The 21,372-nt window shown below is 40.4% G+C and carries 24 protein-coding genes and 1 other annotated feature (1 of these 25 running past the window's edge); of the genes, 22 read left to right on the forward strand and 2 right to left on the reverse strand.

Annotated features, from left to right (window positions below; translation table 11 throughout):
- Positions 1-181, forward strand: a binding site (T-box leader); it begins 58 nt to the left of the window's first position.
- Positions 182-265: 84 nt separating this feature from the next.
- Genes hisS through hisE form a run of 10 tightly spaced genes read left to right on the forward strand, consistent with a single transcriptional unit; the run spans position 266 to position 7,988 of the window.
- A complete protein-coding gene (gene hisS, locus ACYSNU_RS02415; RefSeq protein WP_461735625.1) occupies positions 266-1,591 on the forward strand; it encodes a histidine--tRNA ligase in 1,326 nt (441 codons plus the stop codon).
- On the forward strand, positions 1,591-2,766 hold the full coding sequence (locus ACYSNU_RS02420) for an ATP phosphoribosyltransferase regulatory subunit (RefSeq protein ID WP_461735626.1): 1,176 nt from the start codon (positions 1,591-1,593) through the stop codon (positions 2,764-2,766). Before hisS ends, ACYSNU_RS02420 begins: the two co-directional genes overlap by 1 nt.
- Position 2,767: 1 nt before the next feature.
- Positions 2,768-3,403: an ATP phosphoribosyltransferase gene (gene hisG, locus ACYSNU_RS02425; protein ID WP_461735627.1), complete on the forward strand. Its 636-nt coding sequence runs from the start codon at positions 2,768-2,770 to the stop codon at positions 3,401-3,403.
- On the forward strand, positions 3,400-4,689 hold the full coding sequence (hisD, locus tag ACYSNU_RS02430; RefSeq protein ID WP_461735628.1) for a histidinol dehydrogenase: 1,290 nt from the start codon (positions 3,400-3,402) through the stop codon (positions 4,687-4,689). Before hisG ends, hisD begins: the two co-directional genes overlap by 4 nt.
- Complete coding sequence (hisB, locus tag ACYSNU_RS02435) at positions 4,689-5,273, forward strand: imidazoleglycerol-phosphate dehydratase HisB (RefSeq protein ID WP_461735629.1); 585 nt, start codon at positions 4,689-4,691, stop codon at positions 5,271-5,273. Before hisD ends, hisB begins: the two co-directional genes overlap by 1 nt.
- On the forward strand, positions 5,274-5,900 hold the full coding sequence (hisH, locus tag ACYSNU_RS02440) for an imidazole glycerol phosphate synthase subunit HisH (protein ID WP_461735630.1): 627 nt from the start codon (positions 5,274-5,276) through the stop codon (positions 5,898-5,900).
- Positions 5,878-6,597: a 1-(5-phosphoribosyl)-5-[(5-phosphoribosylamino)methylideneamino]imidazole-4-carboxamide isomerase gene (hisA, locus tag ACYSNU_RS02445; RefSeq protein WP_461735631.1), complete on the forward strand. Its 720-nt coding sequence runs from the start codon at positions 5,878-5,880 to the stop codon at positions 6,595-6,597. The genes hisH and hisA overlap by 23 nt, the downstream gene beginning before the upstream one ends.
- On the forward strand, positions 6,587-7,342 hold the full coding sequence (gene hisF, locus ACYSNU_RS02450) for an imidazole glycerol phosphate synthase subunit HisF (protein WP_461735632.1): 756 nt from the start codon (positions 6,587-6,589) through the stop codon (positions 7,340-7,342). The genes hisA and hisF overlap by 11 nt, the downstream gene beginning before the upstream one ends.
- The gene (gene hisI / locus ACYSNU_RS02455; RefSeq protein WP_265455343.1) at positions 7,339-7,662 is read left to right on the forward strand and encodes a phosphoribosyl-AMP cyclohydrolase; all 324 of its coding nucleotides are present in this window, start codon (positions 7,339-7,341) and stop codon (positions 7,660-7,662) included. Before hisF ends, hisI begins: the two co-directional genes overlap by 4 nt.
- 14 nt (positions 7,663-7,676) lie before the next feature.
- The gene (gene hisE, locus ACYSNU_RS02460; RefSeq protein ID WP_461735633.1) at positions 7,677-7,988 is read left to right on the forward strand and encodes a phosphoribosyl-ATP diphosphatase; all 312 of its coding nucleotides are present in this window, start codon (positions 7,677-7,679) and stop codon (positions 7,986-7,988) included.
- Between the two features lie 140 nt (positions 7,989-8,128).
- On the opposite strand, the gene ACYSNU_RS02465 is transcribed toward hisE, so the two are convergent.
- Entirely contained in the window at positions 8,129-8,491 is a 363-nt protein-coding gene (locus tag ACYSNU_RS02465; protein ID WP_461735634.1) for a DUF4828 domain-containing protein, read from the reverse strand.
- Positions 8,492-8,673: 182 nt separating this feature from the next.
- Between ACYSNU_RS02465 and sfsA the strand changes: the two genes are divergently transcribed.
- The 12 genes from sfsA (at position 8,674) to ACYSNU_RS02525 (ending at position 20,929) form a co-directional block, all read left to right on the forward strand.
- The gene (gene sfsA / locus ACYSNU_RS02470; protein ID WP_461735635.1) at positions 8,674-9,396 is read left to right on the forward strand and encodes a DNA/RNA nuclease SfsA; all 723 of its coding nucleotides are present in this window, start codon (positions 8,674-8,676) and stop codon (positions 9,394-9,396) included.
- Positions 9,397-9,416: 20 nt separating this feature from the next.
- The gene (locus ACYSNU_RS02475; protein WP_461735636.1) at positions 9,417-10,412 is read left to right on the forward strand and encodes a Gfo/Idh/MocA family protein; all 996 of its coding nucleotides are present in this window, start codon (positions 9,417-9,419) and stop codon (positions 10,410-10,412) included.
- 61 nt (positions 10,413-10,473) lie between these two features.
- The gene (locus ACYSNU_RS02480; protein WP_461735637.1) at positions 10,474-11,607 is read left to right on the forward strand and encodes a DEAD/DEAH box helicase; all 1,134 of its coding nucleotides are present in this window, start codon (positions 10,474-10,476) and stop codon (positions 11,605-11,607) included.
- A gap of 161 nt (positions 11,608-11,768) precedes the next feature.
- Positions 11,769-14,489 carry a sigma 54-interacting transcriptional regulator gene (locus tag ACYSNU_RS02485; RefSeq protein ID WP_461735638.1) on the forward strand — a complete coding sequence of 907 codons (2,721 nt, stop codon included), beginning with the start codon at positions 11,769-11,771 and terminating at the stop codon, positions 14,487-14,489.
- Positions 14,490-14,617: 128 nt separating this feature from the next.
- Positions 14,618-14,938 carry a PTS sugar transporter subunit IIB gene (locus ACYSNU_RS02490; protein ID WP_265455331.1) on the forward strand — a complete coding sequence of 107 codons (321 nt, stop codon included), beginning with the start codon at positions 14,618-14,620 and terminating at the stop codon, positions 14,936-14,938.
- A 21-nt stretch (positions 14,939-14,959) separates the two neighbouring features.
- Positions 14,960-15,277 (forward strand): PTS lactose/cellobiose transporter subunit IIA, encoded by a 318-nt coding sequence (locus ACYSNU_RS02495; protein ID WP_461735639.1) that lies wholly within the window; start codon positions 14,960-14,962, stop codon positions 15,275-15,277.
- A gap of 81 nt (positions 15,278-15,358) precedes the next feature.
- Positions 15,359-16,798, forward strand: coding sequence for a PTS sugar transporter subunit IIC (locus tag ACYSNU_RS02500; protein WP_461735640.1), 1,440 nt, complete (start codon positions 15,359-15,361; stop codon positions 16,796-16,798).
- Between the two features lie 110 nt (positions 16,799-16,908).
- Positions 16,909-17,130: a hypothetical protein gene (locus ACYSNU_RS02505; RefSeq protein ID WP_461735641.1), complete on the forward strand. Its 222-nt coding sequence runs from the start codon at positions 16,909-16,911 to the stop codon at positions 17,128-17,130.
- Between the two features lie 27 nt (positions 17,131-17,157).
- Positions 17,158-17,346 carry a DUF3188 domain-containing protein gene (locus tag ACYSNU_RS02510; RefSeq protein WP_461735642.1) on the forward strand — a complete coding sequence of 63 codons (189 nt, stop codon included), beginning with the start codon at positions 17,158-17,160 and terminating at the stop codon, positions 17,344-17,346.
- Positions 17,346-17,759 (forward strand): DUF3284 domain-containing protein, encoded by a 414-nt coding sequence (locus ACYSNU_RS02515; protein WP_265455323.1) that lies wholly within the window; start codon positions 17,346-17,348, stop codon positions 17,757-17,759. The genes ACYSNU_RS02510 and ACYSNU_RS02515 overlap by 1 nt, the downstream gene beginning before the upstream one ends.
- A gap of 298 nt (positions 17,760-18,057) precedes the next feature.
- Positions 18,058-19,428 carry a glycoside hydrolase family 1 protein gene (locus ACYSNU_RS02520; protein WP_461735643.1) on the forward strand — a complete coding sequence of 457 codons (1,371 nt, stop codon included), beginning with the start codon at positions 18,058-18,060 and terminating at the stop codon, positions 19,426-19,428.
- A gap of 316 nt (positions 19,429-19,744) precedes the next feature.
- Positions 19,745-20,929, forward strand: a complete 1,185-nt coding sequence (locus ACYSNU_RS02525) for a GNAT family N-acetyltransferase (RefSeq protein WP_461735644.1) — start codon at positions 19,745-19,747, stop codon at positions 20,927-20,929.
- 228 nt (positions 20,930-21,157) lie between these two features.
- On the opposite strand, the gene ACYSNU_RS02530 is transcribed toward ACYSNU_RS02525, so the two are convergent.
- Positions 21,158-21,328 carry a hypothetical protein gene (locus ACYSNU_RS02530; protein WP_265455317.1) on the reverse strand — a complete coding sequence of 57 codons (171 nt, stop codon included), beginning with the start codon at positions 21,326-21,328 and terminating at the stop codon, positions 21,158-21,160.
- Positions 21,329-21,372 lie beyond the last annotated feature (44 nt).

A 21,372-nucleotide genomic window follows, 5' to 3' on the forward strand; every position in this document is an offset into this window, starting at 1 on the left:
GCTGTGAAGGAAGTACTAAATCAAGCCGAACACATCTAGGAGTTATTTTTCTGAAAGTAGTAGGAAAAATCGGCGATGGCCGTTACCCATGTTCTAGTTATTAACTAGCAGAGATCTGCCCTGTGAAGTGCAGATGAATCTGAGGTGGTACCCCGGGAGTTTACCAATTCTCGTCCTCTTGGCTTTTTTTGCCAAGAGGACTTTTTTTATTTCCAAATTTTTATGTAGCTTAAAAAGCAATTAATCAGATAAAGGAGCAGCCGATATGAAAATCACCCAGCCGAGAATTGCCAGCGGTTTTCCAGAATACTCGCCAGAGGAGCAGTTAGCCTTTAACCATTTGCTGACGATTATTCGCGACACCTATGAACTTTATGGCTTTACCCCGATTGAAACGCCGCAGCTAGAGCTTAAAGATGTCCTCTTGGCAAAGGGCGGTGGTGAAACGGACAAGCAGGTGTATGAATTACAGCGGGGGAAAAATAATTTCTGTCTACCCTTTGATTTGACCTTACCACTAGCCCGCTATGTAGCTGAGCGACAGGGGAACTTAATTTTTCCTTTTCGCCGTTATCAAATTGCCAAAGTTCATCGGGCTGAGCGAGCTCAGGCTGGTCGTTATCGGGAATTTTATCAATGTGATATCGATGTGATTGGCAGCAATAATCCTTACATTGATGGGGAGTTTCCGGCGGTTATCAATCAAATTTTTGAAGCATTTCAAATTGGTGAATTCACTATCCAAATCAACGACCGCAAATTGTTAAATGGCTTTTTTAAAGCCATTGGTTATCAGGCAGAACCGACTCCGCTTTTGCGGCTAATCGATAAACTAGCCAAAATTTCTTCTGAGGAATTTGCAGCAGAGTTGCAGAAACTAAACTTGACCAGTGAACAAGCTAAGCAGCTGCAGGATTTTCTGGCTATTCAAGGGACCAATAGCGAAGTTTTAGCGGCTTTAAGCGATTTGGCTATCGCAAATGAAGAATTTCAAGCTGGCCTGATTAATTTGCAGGAAATTTATCAAGTGCTGCAGGATTTAAACTTGCCGGAAAGTCGCTTTCAATTCAATTTGAGCATCACAAGAGGGCTAGATTATTACACTGGGACGGTTTATGAAACTTTTTTGGATGAGTATCCACAGCTGGGCAGTATTTGTTCAGGAGGGCGCTATGATAATCTACTAGGTCATTTCTCAAAAACGCCATTACCGGGAGTTGGCATTTCAATCGGTCTCTCCAGATTGTTTTATCAATTATTAGAAAATAAATTATTAAATATTTCCCAGCAGACTAAGGTTGCCGCAGTTATTTTACCTTATGACCAAAATAGTTTTTCAGCCGGTTTAAAATTAGCTAATCTACTCAGAGGACAAAATGTGCCGGTGATTTTTTATAGTGAGGCAACGGCCTTTAAAAAGAAAATGCGCTATGCCGACCGTTTGAAGGTGCCTTTTAGTTTGATTATCGGCGAAGATGAAATTGAAAAACAGACGGTGTCAGTCAAAGATATGCGCACAGGTGAGAGGGCAGAAATAGCCGAGACAGCAGTTGTTAACTACTTGCAGGAAAAATTGAAGGGGGCCGACTGATGAGTTGGAAAAAATCTTTACCAAATGGCATGCGGGACCGCTTGTTTAGAAAAGCTTACGGCAGTGCCGCTTTAGAAGCAGAGATCATGGAAGTCTTAAAAAAACGCGGCTATCAGCGGATAGAAACACCATCAATTGAGTTTGAGGATGTCTTTAATGTGGTAGCAAATCAAGATAATCTTTACCGCTTTTACGATGGCCAAGGCCGCACCCAAGTCCTGCGACCGGATATGACTTTACCGATTGGCCGAGTGATTGCAACAACGGGGGTTCAACTGCCGCTGCAATTAGCCTATAGCGGCAAAATTTTTAGAGATGGCCGCCAGCTTGAAGGGATGCGCAATGAGTTGACGCAAATCGGTATTGAAATTGTCGGTTATCCTTCAATCAAAGCAGAACTGGAATGTTTATTAGCGAGCTATAGTGTCATGCAAGCGATGCAAATCCCCCATGTGCATTTTGAATTAGGACACGCCGCAATCGTTCCAGTGATTGAAGCGGAGCTGAACTTTTCAATGGAGGACAAACAGGCCTTAAGACAGGCTTTATCAGAAAAAAATATCTCGACGGTTGCAAAATTTGTTGAAGCGCACCCTAGTGAGTACGACGCTTTTCTCAAAGCTTTACCAATGCTTTTCGGAGATATTGATGAGACCCTTGAAAAAGCTCAGAAATTACTGCCGCGAGTGACGCCGATTTTACAATTATTAACTGATTTACAAACATTAGCGGGCTACTTGACGCAGGTGACAGCGGAGTTTCCGATTACCGTCGATTTAGGCACGGTAGCCAAAAAGGATTATTACACAGGAATTATTTTCAATGCTTATGGTGCTGGAATTGCTGAAGACTTTTTAAGCGGCGGCCGCTATGATCGCCTCTTGGAAAAATTTGAAATGGAGCCAACAGCTGCTGTCGGCGTGGCTTTAAATTTGGATGCATTGATTGAAGCCCAGTATGAATTAGGTATTTTACCGAAGCAGGACCAAGTCAATCGTTTAATTTTCACATCAGTAGAAACTTTTTGTGAAGCGCAACAACTGATAACAGAAACAACCAGGCTAGCTCTGTTTGATACGCTAGCAGAGACGAAGGCCTACGCCAAACGCTGGCAGATTCCGGAAATTTTAGTAATTACTGAATTAGGTCAAGAGCTGATTAAGGTGGGTGAATAAGATGAGTTTAACAATTGCGCTAACTAAAGGGCGCCTACAAAAGCAGACGCTGGCCCTTTTTGAAAAGGCCGGCATCGACGTCAGTTTTGTTGATGAAAGCAATCGCAAGTTGACCTTTACTTCCCCTGCTGGTGAGCTGACTTTTTTATTAGTCAAGGCAGCGGATGTCACCACCTACGTCCGCCATGGTGTAGCTGATTTAGGTGTTGTCGGCAAGGATGTTTTAATTGAACATCCCGGCGAGTATTATGAATTGTTGGATTTAGGCATTGGCCGCTGTAAATTTTCCGTCGCATCAACTGCCGGCTTTGAATTAAAAGATTATAAACGGAAAATGATTGCTACTAAATATCCGACGGTTGCCCGCCAGCATTTTCAAAAAAAGGGTGAGGATGTCGAAATCATCCGCATCGAAGGCTCAGTGGAAATTGCGCCGATTTTAGGTTTGGCAGATGCTATCGTGGATATTGTTGAAACTGGAACGACTTTAAGAGAAAACGGTCTGCAGGTTTACGAAGATATCATGGAAATTTCTGCACGAATGATTGCGAATCGGGCTGCTTTAAAACGCAAGCGGACAGAAATTTCTCAATTGCTGGCAACAATCAGTCAAGAAATAAAGGAGAATGCACTATGAAATGGTTAAAGGGCAGCAAGGCAGATATTTTAAAAGATTTGGCAACGGATCAAAGAAGCAATAACAATCAACAACAGATAATTGACCAACAGGTGGCAGCAATCTTAAAAGAAGTTTCTGAAACAGGCGATGCTGCTGTCGTTAAATTTACCGAAACATTCGATCAGGTTCTATTAGACGAGCTGGAGATTTCCGCAAAAACTGTGGATTTCGCTTTAGACTTAGTTGAGCCTGAGGTCATCAGTGCTTTAGAGGCAGCCAAGGATAATATTATCAGTTATCATCGGCAGCAAAAACAAGTGCCCTTTGTCGATGCCAATCGAGTTGGTGTGATTCGTGGACAATTGGTGATTCCTTTAGAGCGAGTGGCTGTCTATGTTCCCGGAGGCACGGCTGCTTATCCTTCCTCTGTTTTGATGAACGTTTTACCGGCAAAGATTGCCGGGGTTAAAGAAATTATCATGGTGACACCTCCTGGAAAAGACGGAATTCCGCCAGTGATTTTGGCGGCGGCCAAAATTGCCGGTGTCGATCGGATTTTCCAAGTTGGCGGCGCTCAAGCGATAGCCGCTGTTGCCTATGGAACGGAAACGATTCCTCAAGTGGATAAAATTGTGGGGCCGGGTAATATCTATGTTGCGACAGCCAAAAAAATGGTCTATGGGCAAGTTGCAATTGATATGATTGCCGGACCGTCTGAAATCGGCGTAATTGCCGATGAAAATGCGAATCCAGATTATATTGCTGCTGATTTATTATCTCAGGCGGAACATGATGTCTTGGCCCGAGCGATTTTAGTGACAAATGATGTCAAGCTAGGTGAAAAAGTTGAGGCTGCTGTGGCGGCCCAATTAAAAACTTTGCCACGGCGGGCGATTGCTGAAGCGGCCATTCGCGATTTTGGCCGGATTGTTTTATGCAATACGACTGAGGAAATGTTTGAATTAATGAATGCTGTTGCCCCCGAACATTTAGAAGTTCAGGTCACTGATCCTATGAGTTATCTAGGTGCTATCAAAAATGCCGGCTCAATCTTTTTAGGAGAGTACGCCTCTGAACCAGTCGGAGATTATTTTGCAGGGACCAATCATGTATTGCCAACTAGCGGCACCGCACGCTTCTTTTCACCACTGGGGGTCTATGATTTTGTTAAACACAGTCAATTTACCTACTATACAAAAGAAGCGCTGCAGGAAGATCAAAAAGCGATTACGACTTTGGCTCGCAAAGAAGGTCTTGAGGCCCACGCCCGGGCGATTGATATTCGATTTGAGGAGGAAAACTAATGCGCCAAGCAGAAATGATGCGAAACACGAATGAAACTAAAATTAAATTAGCGTTAAACTTAGACCAACAAGAGCCGGTTTCGATTCAAACCGGCGTCGGCTTTTTTGACCATATGCTAACTTTGTTTGCTCGCCACAGTCGCATCTCCCTTGAGGTGACTGTTGACGGTGATTTAGAGGTAGACAGTCATCACACTGTTGAGGACGTTGGAATTGTTTTAGGCCAGTGCCTTCGAGAAGCCTTAGGTGATAAAGCCGGCATCAATCGTTACGGCTCAAGTTTTGTACCGATGGATGAAACATTAGGCTTAGCTGTTGTGGATTTAAGCGGTCGTTCCTTCTTAGTTTTCGACGCTACCTTTGATAATCCGAAACTTGGTGCTTTTGACACCGAGCTGACAGAAGAATTTTTCCAAGCCTTAGCCTTTAATCTGCAGATGAATTTGCATTTAAAAATTTTACACGGGAAAAATAGTCATCATAAAATCGAAGCACTCTTTAAAGCAACTGGGCGAGCTTTGCGGGAGGCGATTACCAATAATCCCGACATTCAAGGCGTCAATTCAACGAAGGGAATGTTGTAGATGATTATTATTGTCGACTATGATACGGGCAATACCCGCAATGTGCAGAAGGCCTTAGATTTTATCGGTTTAGAAAGTCAGATTAGCGACCAAGCGGCAGATATTTTAGCGGCTGATGGCTTGATCTTACCGGGAGTTGGCGCATATGCTTTAGCGATGGAACAATTAAAGCAACGAAATTTGATTTCAGTTTTAAATGAAGCGGTTGAAAGAGGAATTCCCTTACTAGGTGTTTGTTTAGGGATGCAGCTGCTTTTAGAAGGCAGCATGGAATACGGCTATCATGATGGCTTAGGTTTTATTCCGGGAATCTGTGAAAAGCTTCCAGAGGAAAAAGCTTTTCCGGTTCCCCATATGGGCTGGAATCAGTTGATGGTCACCCAAGAGAATGCATTGACTAAAGAAATTGCTGGTGAATATTTTTATTTTGTCCATTCCTATTATGCTGACTGCGAACAAGAATATATTGATGGACTGGCACAATATTCCTTAAAAGTGCCGGCTGTGATTTCAAAGGGCAATGTCTATGGGGCCCAATTCCATCCAGAAAAAAGTGGTGAAGCTGGGATGACATTATTAAAAGGCTTTAAGGAGGTCGTTGATCATGCAAGTATTACCCGCAATTGATATTCGTGACGGTCAAGCTGTCCGTTTAGTCCAAGGTGATTTTGAGCAAAAAACCGTCGTTCATCCAGATCCAATAGCTCAAGCCGAAATTTTTGCCAAAGCTGGCTTTCAATTTATTCATGTCGTCGACTTAGACGGTGCATTGGCTGGCAGAGCAGTCAATGCAGATATTATCAAGGGTATTTTGAGTTTAGGGCTGCAAGTGGAAATTGGCGGTGGTATCCGCACTTTAGCTCAAATTGAAGAGTATTTGGCTTTGGGTGTTAGTCGGGTAATTATCGGTTCGGCTGCTTTAAGTCAGCCTGAGCTGGTGCGGGAAGCTGTTGAATTATTCGGAGAAAAAATTGCTGTCGGCATCGACGCCAAAAATGGCAAAGTAGCAGTAAGCGGTTGGCTAGAGGTTAGTCAAACTGATTACCTAACCTTAGCAAAAGAGATGGCAGCGATGGGTGTCAAAACGATAATTTACACAGATATTAGTAAAGATGGAACATTAGCCGGTCCAACATTAGCAGACTATCAAGCTTTGCAAAAGGCTGTACCTGCCGTCAAGATTATCGCTTCTGGCGGAGTGGCCAGTCAACAGGACTTGTTTGATTTGGCTCAGTTACATTTGGCTGGTGCGATTGTCGGCAAAGCTTATTACAGCGGCAAGGTCAGTTTGGAGGAAATGCTGGAGGTGCAAAATGTTAGCTAAACGAATTATTCCTTGTCTCGATGTTACAGACGGACGAGTGGTCAAAGGAGTCAATTTTGTTAATTTAACGGATGTTGGTGATCCAGTGGAAGTGGCCCGAGCTTATAATGAGCAGGGAGCAGACGAATTAGTTTTCTTAGATATTACCGCCACCAGCGATGAAAGAAAAACCATGGTGGAGGTTGTCGAGCGGACTGCTGCGGAAGTTTTTATTCCCTTGACAGTCGGCGGAGGTATTCGCTCCGTGGAAGATATGCAAAAAATGTTAAAGGCCGGCGCTGATAAAATTTCTTTAAATTCCGCAGCCATCGCCAACCCAGCATTAATTTCTGCCGGGGCTGAAAAATTTGGTAATCAATGTATTGTAGTTGCCATCGATGCTAAAAAAGTGGGTGACGGCTGGCATGTTTTTGTTAGGGGTGGTCGTGAGGATACTGGCTTGGATGCTTTGGAATGGGCCAAAAAAGCTGTCGAATTAGGTGCAGGTGAAATCCTGCTTACAAGTATGGATGCTGATGGCACGAAAGCGGGCTATGATTTACCATTGAACCAAGTAATCGCTGAGGCGGTGAGTGTTCCGGTGATTGCCTCAGGGGGCTGTGGTAGCAGTCAAGATATTTTAGAGGTCTTTGAAAAGACACCGGTGACCGCCGCTTTAGCTGCTAGCATCTTCCATTACGGTGAAGTTAAGGTGCCGGAAGTCAAGGCTTTATTAGCAGAACATCATGTGGAGGTGCGAAAATGATTCCAGATTTTTCCAAAGGGTTAGTGCCGGCAATTGTTGTGGAGGAGACAACACAAGAGGTGCTGATGCTGGCTTATATGAATGAGGAAAGTTACCAAAAAACTTTGGCGAGCGGTTATACTTGGTTTTTCTCCCGCTCCAGAAATCAACTGTGGAAGAAAGGCGAGACTAGCGGACATTTACAACGAGTAAAAAAAATGTTTTTGGATTGTGATCAAGATACACTCTTAGTTTATGTTGATCAAACTGGTCCGGCTTGTCATACCGGCGCTCACAGCTGTTTTTTCACGCCAATTGAAAGTCCTAATTTTGAAAACTAAAGGGGGCAACACACATGATTGATGATTTATATCAAGAAATACTAGATCGCAAAAATCAACCAAAAGATGGTTCTTATACCAATTACCTTTTCGATAAAGGCTTGGATAAAATCTTAAAAAAAGTCGGCGAAGAAAGCACCGAAGTTATTATTGCCGCAAAAAATAATAATGAAGAATTGGTGTATGAATCAGCTGATTTAATCTATCACCTGCTGGTTTTACTAGTGAATCAAGGGGTTAGCATGGCAGATATTTCAGCTGAATTGGCTAGCCGTCAAGGAAAGCTGAGTAAGACAGAAGATCGTAAGACAATTGATGAATTATAGAAAAACTAAACCTCTGCAAAAATTGTCATTAATTTTTGCAGAGGTTATTTTGATTTTTTCTTTAATCTGTCAGCAAGAAACAAACACAAAAATATCTAAGTTGGTCGTCTTAAAAAGGGACTAACTTAGATATTTTAATTTTATTTATTACTCTCTAGTTGCAACTCAATTACTCTATCTTCTGCCTCATCATACAAAGTTGCCTGACCGTCACCTAAAAGCTGAACAACGATATGGTAACCATACTCATCCCGTAAGACTAATTTTTCTTTGGTCAATTCAATTAAGACCGCTTTTAAAAGTTTATCATCAATCGTGATGGAAAATGTCGATTCAATTTTCAAACTGTGGGTCTGTTTGCGATGATCATTAAACTGCCAGTTACCAACATAGCTGTTTAAGACATCATCTTTTGTCTTGGGGGCTTTTTTGGGAAAAGTTGCCAAACCAACCAAGCCGGTCAGAAGAGACGCACCTAATACCAGAGGCCATTTTTTTCTCATTGTTATCCACCTTTTTAACCTTTTCAAAAATAGAGTACCACGATTCTGTCACAGATGATAGCGGAATTCTTTTCTGTAAAAAAATTGTAAGGTTTCTGTTACTTAGCAGCATTATGCTTCCATTGAAAACGATAGTGAAAGCCCATAAATTATGGTAAGATGCTAAAGAAGCAGGTGAAAAAATGGAGTATCAAAATATTTATTTAGCTCGATTTGTCCGCAGGGTCAATCGCTTTATTGCTGAGTGTTTATTAGAAGATGAGCTGGTGATTGTGCATGTGAAAAATACCGGACGGGGCACAGAGTTATTAATTGCCGACGCACTCGTCGCCATTAGTTATCAAGATAGTCCTGCCCGCAAAACCAAATATGATTTGATTGCGGTGAAAAAGGCTGATTTTTGGATTAATATTGACAGTCAGCTACCCAATAAATTGGTGGCGGAAGGTTTAAAAAATGGTCAGATTCATTTGCCACAGCTGACAGGCAAAATTAATCTGATTAAACCTGAAGTCAAGCATCTGCATTCAAAATTTGATTTTTATGGCGAAACGGCAGCTGGCGAAAAATTTTTTATTGAAGTCAAAGGCGTGACGCTGGAAAATTTTAATGTAGCAGCCTTTCCAGATGCCCCGACCTTACGAGGCTTGAAACATGTTTCTGAATTGACGGCTGTTTTAGCTGAGGGGTATCTTAGCTATGTCATTTTTGTCGTTGAATTTCAGCCGGTTAAAGTGGCAACGATTCATACCGCCATGCAGCCGGCCTTACGGGATGCCTTCGCCGAAGCAATTGAGGCGGGAGTTCAGGTTTTGGCTTATAATTGTCAGGTAAGCCCCAATCAAGTGACTTTAAAGGAAGCCATTCCTTTTGATTTAGATTTTTCATTTATCGATCCTAATTAAAAAGAAAAGAGGAAGTTCAGATGATTAACTTAGGTGTTATTGGTACTAATTGGATTACCCGCGTCTTTATCAATGCAGCGCTAGCCACGGGAGAATACGAATTGACGGCTGTATATTCCCGCAGGTTAGAGACCGCTCAAAAATTTGTGGAGGATTTTAGCGATGTCGAGATCGCAACGGATCTAAAAACTTTTTTTGAACTTGAACACATGGACACGGTCTATATTGCTTCACCAAATAGCCTGCATTTTGAACAGGCACGGGCAGCTATTCTGGCTGGCAAAAATGTGATTGTCGAAAAACCGGCTTTTTCAACGCCGGATGAGATGGCGGAAATAATTCTGCTGGCCAATCAAAAACGGGTCTTTTTCTTTGAGGCGGCCCGCAATATCCATGAATCTGGCTTTAAAAAAATTGTCGATTACCTTTGTGATAAACAGGTGATTGGTGCTAGCTTCACTTATATGAAATATTCTTCCCGCTATGACGCTGTTTTAGACGGAGAAGAGCCGAATATCTTTTCGCCGCATTTTTCCGGCGGCACCATCATGGATTTAGGGGTGTACTTAGTTTATGCTGCTTTAGGCTGGTTTGGAATGCCCCGCAGCCAGTATTATTTTGCCCAAAAAATTTCGACGGGTGTTGATGGTTTGGGCCTAGGCGTCCTTCGCTATGAAGATTTTGATGTCGCATTGCAGACTGGTAAAATTGGGGATTCCTTTTTGCCTTCTGAAATATATTTTGAAGATGGCACTTTGATTTTAAGTGGTGTTAGCGCCTTTGAAAAAGCGGAGTTTTATCATCGTGCTACTAAAAAAACGACAGTCTTATTTGATCAAGGAGAAAAAATGCCGATGTTTGATCAGGCGACTGATTTTGCAAAAATCATCCAAAATCCTAGCGATCCTGATTTAGGTGAAGCCTATCAAGAATGGGTTGAATTAGCCCGCAATGTCAACGAAGTCATCTATGCTTTAAGAAAGCAAGCCGATATCACCTTTGATGCGGATAAATAATAGTTTAAAATTTTATCGGGCTAAAGTGATGTAACTATAAAAGTAAGAACGAGGAAAATAAATGAGTTTTATTACAGAATTACCAGAAAAATGGCAAGCCCTTTGGCAACAAAAGGGCTTTAGCGAACCATCCATCATCCAAAGTCAGGCCTACCAACCGTTAAAAGACGGCGAAAATCTTTTAGGCATTTCCCCGACAGGCTCAGGCAAAACTTTGGCCTATTTATTGCCAACACTGCAAAGAGTAACAGCTGGGCAAGGGATGCAGCTATTGATTTTAACTTCTTCGCAAGAGTTAAGCATACAGGTTTTTGAGGTAGCTAAAGAGTGGGGAGAAGCCCTTGGGTTAAAGACCCAGGCGGTAATTGGTGGTGCCAATGTCAAACGGCAAATTGAAAAGCTTAAAGAACGGCCAGAAGTCTTGGTGGGAACACCGGGACGGGTGTTAGAATTAATCAAGCAAAAAAAATTAAAAGCCCATCAAATTCAAACCTTGATTTTTGATGAAGCCGATCAGCTTTTAGGCGAAGCGCTGCCCCAACAGATCATCAAAACCGTCAACCAGCAAAGCCAATTTGCCTTCTTTTCGGCTACTGGTCAAAAGGTAATCCCTGAGGTCAAAGAATTGCGACCAGCTATTCAAATTGTTGATGTCAGCCAAAATGATCAATCAACTAGTGGGCTGGAACATTACTATTTAAAAGTCACTCCCAGAAAAAGAGGCGAAGAATTAAGACGACTGGCGAACGTCCCTGAGATGCAGAGCTTAGTCTTTTTCAACGAGCTTAGCGATTTAGGCGATGCCGAAGAAAAACTCCTTTATCGGCAGCTGCCGGTGGCGTCTTTAGCCTCCGATCAAAATAAATTACTGCGGAAAGCCGCCATTGAAAACTTTAAAAAGCAACAGCTGACTTTGTTACTCACAACGGATTTAGCCGCTAGGGGCTTAGATATCGAAAATCTGCCCCTAGTCATTAACTACGATATTCCAACTAGTGAAGAAAGCTATTTACATCGGGCTGGCCGAACTGGTCGCATGGGGAAAAAAGGTCAGGTGATTACCTTTGTCCATGACAGTAATTTCAGAGATTTTCAGCGCTTATTAAAAAGTGTTGGTGTCGACGGTCACGAGATTTTTCTTTATGGAGCTGCCTTACATCAGGAAGCTTCTGCAGAAAATAAGCAAAGAAGTTAAAAAAATACAAAATATAATCAAAAAGAAAAAAATAAAGGACGAAAAAAAGTACGTAAACTTAAGTAACCGTTGTTTTTTATTACATTTCTCAATAGGAAGGACAATTCAAAATAACTTTGTGTTATGATAAAAGGGGATCGTTTTCTGATAGGGGGGATTCGATGAAGTCACGAAAAGATGATATTCTAAAGGTCTTACAGGATAAACCAACCGGCTTGACAGCCACTGCTTTAGCCGACCTGCTGCAGATTGACCGTAGCAGTGCCAGTCGTTATTTAAGCGATCTTTATAAAGAACATAAAATTACAAAATCCTCTGGCCGGCCAGTTGTCTATAGCAGTTTAAATTCAGAGACTCAGGTCCATGTCGATAATTCTGCTGAGATGACGTTTACCAATTTAGTTGGAGAAAATGATTCATTAAAAGTTTCCATCCAACAGGCTAAAGCGGCGATATTATATCCGCCGCGGGGGTTACATACAATTATTTTTGGAGAAACTGGTACCGGCAAGTCGATGTTTGCGGAATGTATGTACTCATTCGCCGTAGAATCAGGAACTTTACCGGCAGATGCGCCTTTTATCTCCTTTAACTGTGCTGACTATGCCCAGAATCCGCAGCTGCTTTTTGGCCATATCTTTGGTATTCGTAAAGGAGCTTATACCGGAGCTGGTGAGGACAGCCCCGGATTAATGGCAGCAGCAGATGGTGGAATTTTATTTTTAGATGAAATTCATCGTTTGCCACCAGAGGGACAAGAAATGCTGTTTACCTTCATTGATAAAGGCATTTACCGTCCTTTAGGGGAAAGCAGTCAAACATACGAGGCTTCTGTGCAAATTATTGGAGCGACGACTGAATCATCCGACAGTTTTTTGACAACCTTTAATCGCCGAATTCCAATGGCTATCACCCTCCCCAATTTAGCGAGTCGTTCCATCGATGAGCGTTACAGCATCATCACTCGCTTTATTAAACAGGAGGCTTTTCGGCTGAATCAGCGGATTGTTGTTGAAAAAGATGCCGTCTTGGCCTTTATGCTCTATGATGCTGAGGGGAACATCGGTCAGGTAAAACGGGATTTGAAATTAGTCTGCGCCAAATCTTTTTTACATTATCGAACACACGGCGAGCGGGATTTAACGATTCGCCAAAAAGATTTATCACTGCAGGTTCAAAAAGGCCTGTTAAAAATCAAAGAAATTCCCGAAAGTGTCGAGCGTTTCTTTGGAAATAAAAGCCAGTACCTGACCTTTGAACCAGGGACTGCGGAAGTGGTCTGGTCTCAAGACCCTGAGCGAAACATGCAGGTCTATAATGATATTGAAGAAAAGTATTCATCATTGACGGAAGATGGTATTGAGACAGTTGACTTAGAGGCGTTGATTGCTAAAGATGTCGATGCTTACTTTGAAACTTATGTAGAAGAATTGGCTAAGGCCAGCATCCATAAAGAATTAATTCCTGATAATATTTGGGCCTTGACCAATCAACTCTATGACATTGCCGAAGAACGCTTGAATCGCCATTATAATGAACAAACACGTTTTGCTTTGGCCTTACACCTGCAAAGCACCTTAGAGCGGATTAAAGACGGTCATATGATTGTCCATCCCGATTTAAATAATATTCGTAAAGACTACAATAATGAATTCAAGGTGGCTATTGATTTATCCAATTTAATTGAAGATAGCGAAGACATTGAGATTCCTTTTGATGAAATTGGTTTCTTGAGTATGTTTTTAGCCATTGATGTGGATGAAAAACAACCCTTCAAAGAAAATCCAGTCGCCGTGATTTTATTAATGCACGGCAGCACAACAGCAAGCAGTATGTTGGAGACAGCGCAGGATTTACTGGGCACCACCACCGGCAAAGCCTTTAATATGCCACTGACGATGGAAGTCCAAAATATGTACAATCAGCTGAGCAAATATATTAAAAACAATCAGGAACATTTTTCCAATGGCATTTTGCTATTAACGGATATGGGTTCATTGAATTCCTTTGGTAGCCTAATCTTTGAAGAAACTGGTATTCCGACTAAGGCGATTTCAATGACTAGTACAATGATTGTCCTAGAAGCCTTGCGAATGGCGATTTCTGGTCGCAGCTTAGAAGACATGTATCAAAATATTCAAGTCTCCTTTGAAATGATGGTCCGAGAACAATTTCTGGAAGAAGAAATGGAGCCGAAGAAAAAAGCTGTTATTGTTACTTGCTTTACTGGTGAAGGGGTCGCTGCCCGGCTTTATCAGCGTATTGAGCCGGTCATTGATACCAATCAAGTCGAATTGATTCAGATGCAGTTTATTGAAAAGCGAATGTTTCGTAAACACATTGACGGTTTACTGGATAAATACGAAATTAAGGCAATTGCTGGGACAGTGGATGTCGATTACCAAAACATTCCCTTCTTCTCTGCCTATGATATTTTTAACGATGATAAATTAGCAGTCTTAAAACGAATGGTCAGCGATGAAATTCCAACAGATAAAATTGTCCAGACCTTGAGTAAGGAATTGGATCAAGTTGAGATGCTGCCGGCTTTAGTCAGAACATTACAGCTGAATTTGCAGCATGTTGAATCCGAGCTGCACGCATTATTGGAGCCGGAAGTCACAGCGGGCATTATTATTCATATTGCATTTATGATTAATAGTTTGAAAAAAGGCCAGAAACCCCGTAAATTTAAAGATTTGTCTAAATTTATTAAAGAGAATCGCTTGGAAATGGACCTACTAAAAACTAGTTTATTGCCAGTTGAAAAGAGTCATTCTGTGATTATTCCAGATGATGAAGTGGCGTTTATTGTCCAAATGATCCGTAATAATCAAATTAATCCCCACGACAACGCACATAAAATCTACAGTGTGCAGTAATTTGTTAGTGTGTGCACACAAAAACAAAAGGAGAATGCTTGTTATTCAAGCATTCTCCTTTTGTTTTTTTTGGCACGCTTCTTGCTTTGTATAAGAGTGTAAGAAATAAATTAGAGGGAGTGAATCGAATGGCAAAGAAAACGATTATGTTAGTTTGTTCAGCAGGGATGAGTACCAGTTTGTTAGTCACTAAAATGCAGCAAGCAGCAGAATCTCGTGGGGTCGATGCAGAAATTTTTGCAGTTTCCGCATCAGAAGCCGACAACAATCTTGAGAACAAAAATGTTGATGTACTACTTTTGGGACCGCAAGTCCGCTTCATGAAAGCTCAATTTGAGCAAAAACTTGCGCCTAAAGGCATTCCATTGGATGTCATTAACATGGCAGATTACGGCATGATGAATGGCGAAAAAGTTTTAGATCAAGCTGAAACTTTGATGGCCAAGTAAATAGTTGGAGGAATTTTTCAAGTGGAAGATCAACAAAATTTAGAAGCAATCATGGGTTTAATTATGTACGGCGGTAACGCCAAAAGCGATGCAATGGAAGCCATTCAAGCAGCCAAAACCGGCGACTTTGAATTAGCAGACCAAAAAATCGTCGATGCGGAAGCTTCCTTAGTACAGGCCCATCATTCACAAACAAACATGCTAACCCAAGAAGCACAGGGCAATCACATGCAAGTCACCCTGTTGACTGTTCATTCACAAGATCACTTGATGACAGCCATCGCCTTTACTGATTTAGCAAAAGAAATTATTGATTTATATCGTCGTCTCGACAAATAAGTGTTTTTGGTATTAAGTAAAATCTCATTTTTGGGGAGAGACTTTACTTTTTATAAATTTAATTAAATAGGAGGAAAAAACATGGATGCTTTAACTGCATGGATGGAACGTTACATCCTACCGATTGCTGCAAAGATTGGTGCACAAAAACATCTTGTTGCCTTACGGGATGCTTTTATTGGTACAATGCCAGCAACAATGGCGGGTTCCATTGCCGTAATGATCAACGCAATTATTCGTGATTTACCTACTCAGTTCAACCCGAGCTATGACGGAAATGCTATTCCCGTCATCAAACAAATTATTGGAGTGAATGGTTTTGTTTGGAATGGGACCTTGGCAATTGCCGGGTTAATTTTTGCCTTTTCTTGGGGCTTTAACCTTGCTCGGGCTTATCGAGTAAATGATTTAGCTGGGGGGATTGTTTCACTAGCTGCCTTTATTCAAGGGATTTCTTTTGGTCCAGCTTTTTCTGCTGATCTTGGTGTGAATGTACCAAGTAACATTGCAGATGCCATTAACAATGCTGCAATTGGTGCAACAGTTGATGGAAGTAGCTTAAGCGTTGGCTTGTGGGGATGGTTAAAACTTGACCACTTGAATGCCAATGGTTACTTTACTATTATGATTATTGGGGCATTAGCGACAATTATTTATAGTAAACTGATGTTGGCAAACATTACGATTAAAATGCCAGAACAAGTACCACCAGCTGTATCAACAGCTTTCGCAGCTATTTTACCTGCGACAATTGCCTTATATGTTGTTGCTATCATCAATTATATTGTTAGCTTAGTTACTGATGGTCAATTATTAATCGATTTAATTCAGAAATACATTGCGGAGCCGTTCCTAGGACTGTCGCAGGGCTTCGGTGCATTAGTATTAGTTCAGTTGTTTATCCAAATCTTCTGGTTCTTCGGAATTCATGGTACCAACGTAATGGCACCAGTTTTAGAAGGTATTTGGGGACAAGCACAATTAATCAATATTAATATTTTCCAAGAAGGTTATAATGGAAAAACTGGTGCTGCTGCTGTTATTGACGCCATTCAAGACGGCAAAGCATATTACTGGGTGCGTGGTTCATTCGATGCGTACACTATGTTTGGTGGTTCTGGTGGAACAATTGTGCTGCTGATTGCAATCTTACTATTTGCAAAACGGGCTGATTACTTGACAGTTGCTAAATTATCAATTGGACCTGGTATCTTTAATATCAATGAACCGGTAATGTTTGGTTTGCCAATTGTATTAAATCCAATTATGTTCATTCCATTCATTGTCGCTCCACTTGTGACAACTGGTATTGGTTACTTTGCAACAATCATGGGTTGGGTGAATCCAGTATCACAGGCGGTAGTCTGGGTAGTGCCACCAGTTCTCCTCTCCTTCTTAGCAACAGGAGCTGACTGGCGTGCACCAATAGTCACGATTATCTGTATGATTGTAGCTTTCTTAATCTTCACACCATTCGTTATTGCTGCGAATAAAATCGATCCAGGTTTAGGGGAAGATTAATTCTTGATTGAGACTGCTAACGCTTCTGTAGGAGGGGGAAGCAGTCTCATTTTTTAGTTTATATTTTAACCGTTTTATGAGATGATAAATAAAAAAGAGGAGTGTATCGAATGATTTCAATTGCAAGTGCGATGCAACAGGATAAAATTATTGAGTTACTTGAAGCATATAATGAAGCAGATGTGAGTTTTACATACAAAGAAAAACAAGGTATCAAATTATTTTTTACAACTACAGCAACCGATTTGGATGCAGCGGCTAAAACAGTTAAGGCTTTAATCAAAGCACAACCTTGGGGCTCTGTCTTATACTTTCAGGTGACACCTGCGTAGTCGATCAAAGGAAAGGAAGTGTTCGAAATGTTAAAAAATGGACTGTTTTTATGTAGTATTGGATTTTTAATCATTGTGTATGCAATGAATCCAATAACTGCCAGCTATGATTTTTTAAGCCTTACTACCGGAATTACCTTAGTGTGTGTTGGTGCCTATTTTTACTTCAAAGGAAAAAAAAAGGAAGAGAAGAAAACCAAGGGGGCTAAAAAATAATGGAAGTCAAACGACAAATGAAGATACCTGCAGATATTTTTTATAAAAAAATTATTGATTCAGTGTTGTATGATATTCATTCAGTTACTGGGAAAATTGTGAACGAAAAGCAATTAAAAGACTTTGAATATGTTAAAAAATTTTCCCGCAACATTAGTGCAAAAATCAAAATTGAAGAAGCTGAAACAAATTCTATTTATCGCTTTCGAACATCTACTACCAAGAACGATTTTGTTACAGAATATACGATTATTCCTGTTAACGATGAAACCTGTCAGCTAGTTTATAAAGAATCTATGGTCTCTTATGGTTTATTCCAACGTTTAAATGACCTTTTAATAGGATCACTGATGACTTTTTTTAAGAAACGTCATTTTAAAAAGATGTTACAAATGATGGAAGAATCTTATTAGAATATCTCTATTGATAGCAGCTATGAAAATTAGTAAATGTTTTTTACGCAATGTATATTTTTATTCCATTAATCATTATAAGAAAAAATGCAGCTTTGAATTGGTGGCGATTCCTTTGTAGCTTTAATAAGACCGTCGTGACGGTACTGAAAAAGCCAAATGAAGCCACTTTTTTATTTGATTTACTTTACAAAGCGGTAGGTTGAAGAGAATATACGACTGATTCGCTTAATTAACTTGATAATTTTCAAACTATTAAAGCAACTGAGCATTCTTAACTATTTGAGGAGGAACAGAAATGAAAAAATTTCCAGATAATTTTTTATGGGGTGCAGCTGCATCTGCGCCACAAACAGAGGGACATGGTTCGGAAAATGGTAAAAGCCCGACCACATGGGATAAATGGTTTGAAATGGCTCCCGAAAAATTCTTTAATCAGATTGGGCCAGAGGATACATCAGATGTTTATGATATGTATCAAGAAGATGTTAGCCGGATGAAAGACATTGGGATGAATTCTTATCGGACATCTATTTCATGGGCCCGGTTACTGCCCGACGGAAAAACACTGAATCCAGAAGCTGTAGATTTTTATCGAAGCTATTTTCAATGTCTTTTAGATAATGGGATTGAACCTGTCATGAATTTGTTTCATTTTGACATGCCTTGGTGGTTGATGGAAAAAGGTGGCTGGGAAACTCGTGAATCTGTCAATGCTTTTGGCTTTTATGCAAAAACAGTCTTTGAAGAGTTTGGCGATTTAGTTCATCGCTGGTCAACCTTTAATGAGCCATTAGTTCATATTGAAGCAGCTTATTTGCAAGAGTTTCACTATCCTGCTATTCACGATATAAAAAAAGCTGTTCAAGTTGGTTATCATACTTTATTAGCGCATTTTGAAGCGGTGAAGGCATTTCGTGAGTCTGGGAAAACTGGCGAAATTGGAATTATCTTGAATGTCACTCCCGCTTATGCAAGAAGTAAAAGTGCTGAAGATTTACAAGCAAAAGAATATGCAGATTTGATTGCAATTAAAAGTTTTATTGATCCTTGTGTTCTAGGAGAGATACCTAACAAGCTAATTGACTTGATTAAAGCAGCTGGATTGACACCACAAACTCAAGAAGGGGATAAAACGCTAATTAAAGAATATCCTGTTGATTTTCTTGGATTAAACTATTATCAACCGATGCGGGTTCAGGCTCCAAGTAATCCTAATTATCCAATCACTTCGCTCGAAGATTTATTTGAACCATATATTTGGCCAGAACGCCGAATGAATCCTTATCGAGGATGGGAAATTTATCCCAAAGCATTATACGATATGGCTATGTTAATTAAAAATGAATATGGAAATATTCCATGGTATGTATCAGAAAACGGCATGGGTGTCGAAGGTGAAGAAAAATTTATTCAAGATGGTATGGTACAAGATGATTATCGAATTGAATTTATGGAGGAACATTTAGCTGAGTTACATCGAGGAATTACTGAAGGTAGTAATTGTTTTGGTTACCATACATGGACTTTTGTTGATTGTTGGTCATGGTTAAATGCCTATAAAAATCGTTATGGGTTTTATCGAGTAGATTTAGAAAACAATTTTGCTCGTTCTTTGAAAAAGAGTGGGTTGTGGTTTAAGGAACTAACAGAAAATAATGGTTTTTAAGTTTTTATGAGAGCAGTAATACAATTGAATTCTATTGTAAATAAGCTCGAATAGTTTTCAAGGAGAGACTATAACATTAGTAAATACAGATTAAATTTATCGAGCTCTACTTGCTAAAAGGCAAATAGGGAGGCAAGCATGAGCCTTTACTTGACCCCAGAAGTAAGCAGCGCTAGCTATTTATTCGAAAATATCTGTTAAGTAACTATCGTTATAGGCTCTTTTTTGTTGTATGGAATCTTCTTATTGTGCTTTATGTTAGAATAAAAGGGAATTTAATTACTGAAGTAGCAGAAAAATTTTTACGAGGTGACTTATGGAGACTACAGGTTTGATTGAAAATCGTAACCGAGAAATGTTTGAGCTGGGGAAATATGCGTTTCGTTCAACAGATACACCGGAAGTTCGGCAGCGCTTTGATTGCCTGGTTGAGCATTCGTGGAATTATGGGCATTTGGTCGATGATGTTTTGGCCAGTCAGTTACAAGCGACGCCTTTTGATATTTGGATTGGCCCTAAATTGTTCAAGATGGCCGGTATCGGCACGGTCTCCTCTTATCCAGAATATCGTGGTCAGGGGGGCATTAACAAGTTGATGGAAAAAATGCTGAATGACTTGAATCAAGCGGGTGTGGCTTTAACTTATTTAGCGCCATTTTCCTATCCCTTTTATCGTCGTTATGGTTATGAGTATTTGTTTGAAAAAACAATTTACGAGATTGCCGGTTCAGATTGGCCGAAAGCAAATAATCAAGTGGGCACAGTGAAGCGGCTAAATTTTCAAGAGGCTCAGGCTGATATCAAAAATGTTTATGAAGCAGTTATGGCAAATCAAGTGGGCCCAGTAAAAAGAGCAGACTGGTGGTATCAATACAAGTTTGAGATGCATCACCATAGTCAATATGCGGTCTATTTTGATGAAGAGGGCCTAGCTAAAGGCTATCTGGCTTATCGTTTTGATGAAGGTCAGTTCACGATTATCGAATGGGAATATTTGACGGCAGCGGCTTTTTGGAGCTTGGCGAATTATTGTGGCAGTCATCGCGATTCCTTTGAAAAATTTCATTATGAAACTGGAAAAAGTGATAGCAACTTAAATTTTCTTTTTGCTAAACCAGCGTTGCAGGTGTCGATTCGACCAGAAATGATGGGTAGAATCGTCAATGCAGCTAATTTCTTAGAGGAATATCCTTTTTTAGCGGCGGCAACGAACTTAAATTTTATTTTGGAGCTGACTGAAGATCGCTACGCTCCTTGGAATACTGGTAAATATCAAATCACGATTTCTGCTAATGGGGACTGCCAGATTGTTTCTGACAATCTGCAGGCTGAACTCAGTACTTTGACCTGTGATATTCAAGGTTTGACGCAATTGATGCTAGGTTTTCGTTCTGGTGAGGAGCTAAAATTTTTCGAGAAAATTCAAGCTCCAGAAGATTTATTAGCTGATTTGGACCAACGCATTTTGCCGCAAAAACCAATTTTGGAGGATTATTTTTAAGCAGGGGTTTCTTATAGTTGGGATTAGTTTTTATGCTTGAAAAAATTTTAGCTTTTACTAGATGTAAAAACAAAATCTAAAAGCTCTAATACAAAACAGTAAAATCACTAGGAATATTCTATTTTTTCTCTTGTTTATAAATTTCTGAGAAAATCAAAAACGTCGACTGCTGTTGAGGCAAATCGACGTTTTTTTATTTGGAACTATTTAGTTTTAAAAGAAAGCAAATTACTCAAAAAGTCGAGCTGATTTGGTTAATTTATAACGAATTTTGGTTTTGGGACGTTGATTTTCAGGATCTTCGTGGAAATTTTTGAGAGCGGCCTTGATAACTAACTCGCGACTGACTTTTGACTGATGGAAACGTTTAGCGTAGATTTCTTCTGACGTTTTTTTCATCTTCGATCACTCCTAATTTCAGTTACCTCACTCGTGATGAAGGA

The organism is Enterococcus sp. LJL120 (assembly GCF_054871765.1).

Excerpts from the sequence above, each read along its gene's own strand:
- hisD (WP_461735628.1), top strand. The coding sequence starts at position 3,400 with ATGAAATGGTTAAAGGGCAGCAAGGCAGATATTTTAAAAGATTTGGCA.
- hisI (WP_265455343.1), top strand. The coding sequence starts at position 7,339 with ATGATTCCAGATTTTTCCAAAGGGTTAGTGCCGGCAATTGTTGTGGAG.
- ACYSNU_RS02530 (WP_265455317.1), bottom strand. The coding sequence starts at position 21,328 with ATGAAAAAAACGTCAGAAGAAATCTACGCTAAACGTTTCCATCAGTCA.
- hisG (WP_461735627.1), top strand. The coding sequence starts at position 2,768 with ATGAGTTTAACAATTGCGCTAACTAAAGGGCGCCTACAAAAGCAGACG.
- hisA (WP_461735631.1), top strand. The coding sequence starts at position 5,878 with ATGCAAGTATTACCCGCAATTGATATTCGTGACGGTCAAGCTGTCCGT.
- ACYSNU_RS02520 (WP_461735643.1), top strand. The coding sequence starts at position 18,058 with ATGAAAAAATTTCCAGATAATTTTTTATGGGGTGCAGCTGCATCTGCG.
- hisF (WP_461735632.1), top strand. The coding sequence starts at position 6,587 with ATGTTAGCTAAACGAATTATTCCTTGTCTCGATGTTACAGACGGACGA.
- ACYSNU_RS02515 (WP_265455323.1), top strand. The coding sequence starts at position 17,346 with ATGGAAGTCAAACGACAAATGAAGATACCTGCAGATATTTTTTATAAA.
- hisE (WP_461735633.1), top strand. The coding sequence starts at position 7,677 with ATGATTGATGATTTATATCAAGAAATACTAGATCGCAAAAATCAACCA.
- hisB (WP_461735629.1), top strand. The coding sequence starts at position 4,689 with ATGCGCCAAGCAGAAATGATGCGAAACACGAATGAAACTAAAATTAAA.
- ACYSNU_RS02420 (WP_461735626.1), top strand. The coding sequence starts at position 1,591 with ATGAGTTGGAAAAAATCTTTACCAAATGGCATGCGGGACCGCTTGTTT.
- ACYSNU_RS02500 (WP_461735640.1), top strand. The coding sequence starts at position 15,359 with ATGGATGCTTTAACTGCATGGATGGAACGTTACATCCTACCGATTGCT.
- hisS (WP_461735625.1), top strand. The coding sequence starts at position 266 with ATGAAAATCACCCAGCCGAGAATTGCCAGCGGTTTTCCAGAATACTCG.
- sfsA (WP_461735635.1), top strand. The coding sequence starts at position 8,674 with ATGGAGTATCAAAATATTTATTTAGCTCGATTTGTCCGCAGGGTCAAT.
- ACYSNU_RS02485 (WP_461735638.1), top strand. The coding sequence starts at position 11,769 with ATGAAGTCACGAAAAGATGATATTCTAAAGGTCTTACAGGATAAACCA.
- ACYSNU_RS02490 (WP_265455331.1), top strand. The coding sequence starts at position 14,618 with ATGGCAAAGAAAACGATTATGTTAGTTTGTTCAGCAGGGATGAGTACC.
- ACYSNU_RS02510 (WP_461735642.1), top strand. The coding sequence starts at position 17,158 with ATGTTAAAAAATGGACTGTTTTTATGTAGTATTGGATTTTTAATCATT.
- ACYSNU_RS02475 (WP_461735636.1), top strand. The coding sequence starts at position 9,417 with ATGATTAACTTAGGTGTTATTGGTACTAATTGGATTACCCGCGTCTTT.
- hisH (WP_461735630.1), top strand. The coding sequence starts at position 5,274 with ATGATTATTATTGTCGACTATGATACGGGCAATACCCGCAATGTGCAG.
- ACYSNU_RS02505 (WP_461735641.1), top strand. The coding sequence starts at position 16,909 with ATGATTTCAATTGCAAGTGCGATGCAACAGGATAAAATTATTGAGTTA.
- ACYSNU_RS02480 (WP_461735637.1), top strand. The coding sequence starts at position 10,474 with ATGAGTTTTATTACAGAATTACCAGAAAAATGGCAAGCCCTTTGGCAA.
- ACYSNU_RS02465 (WP_461735634.1), bottom strand. The coding sequence starts at position 8,491 with ATGAGAAAAAAATGGCCTCTGGTATTAGGTGCGTCTCTTCTGACCGGC.
- ACYSNU_RS02525 (WP_461735644.1), top strand. The coding sequence starts at position 19,745 with ATGGAGACTACAGGTTTGATTGAAAATCGTAACCGAGAAATGTTTGAG.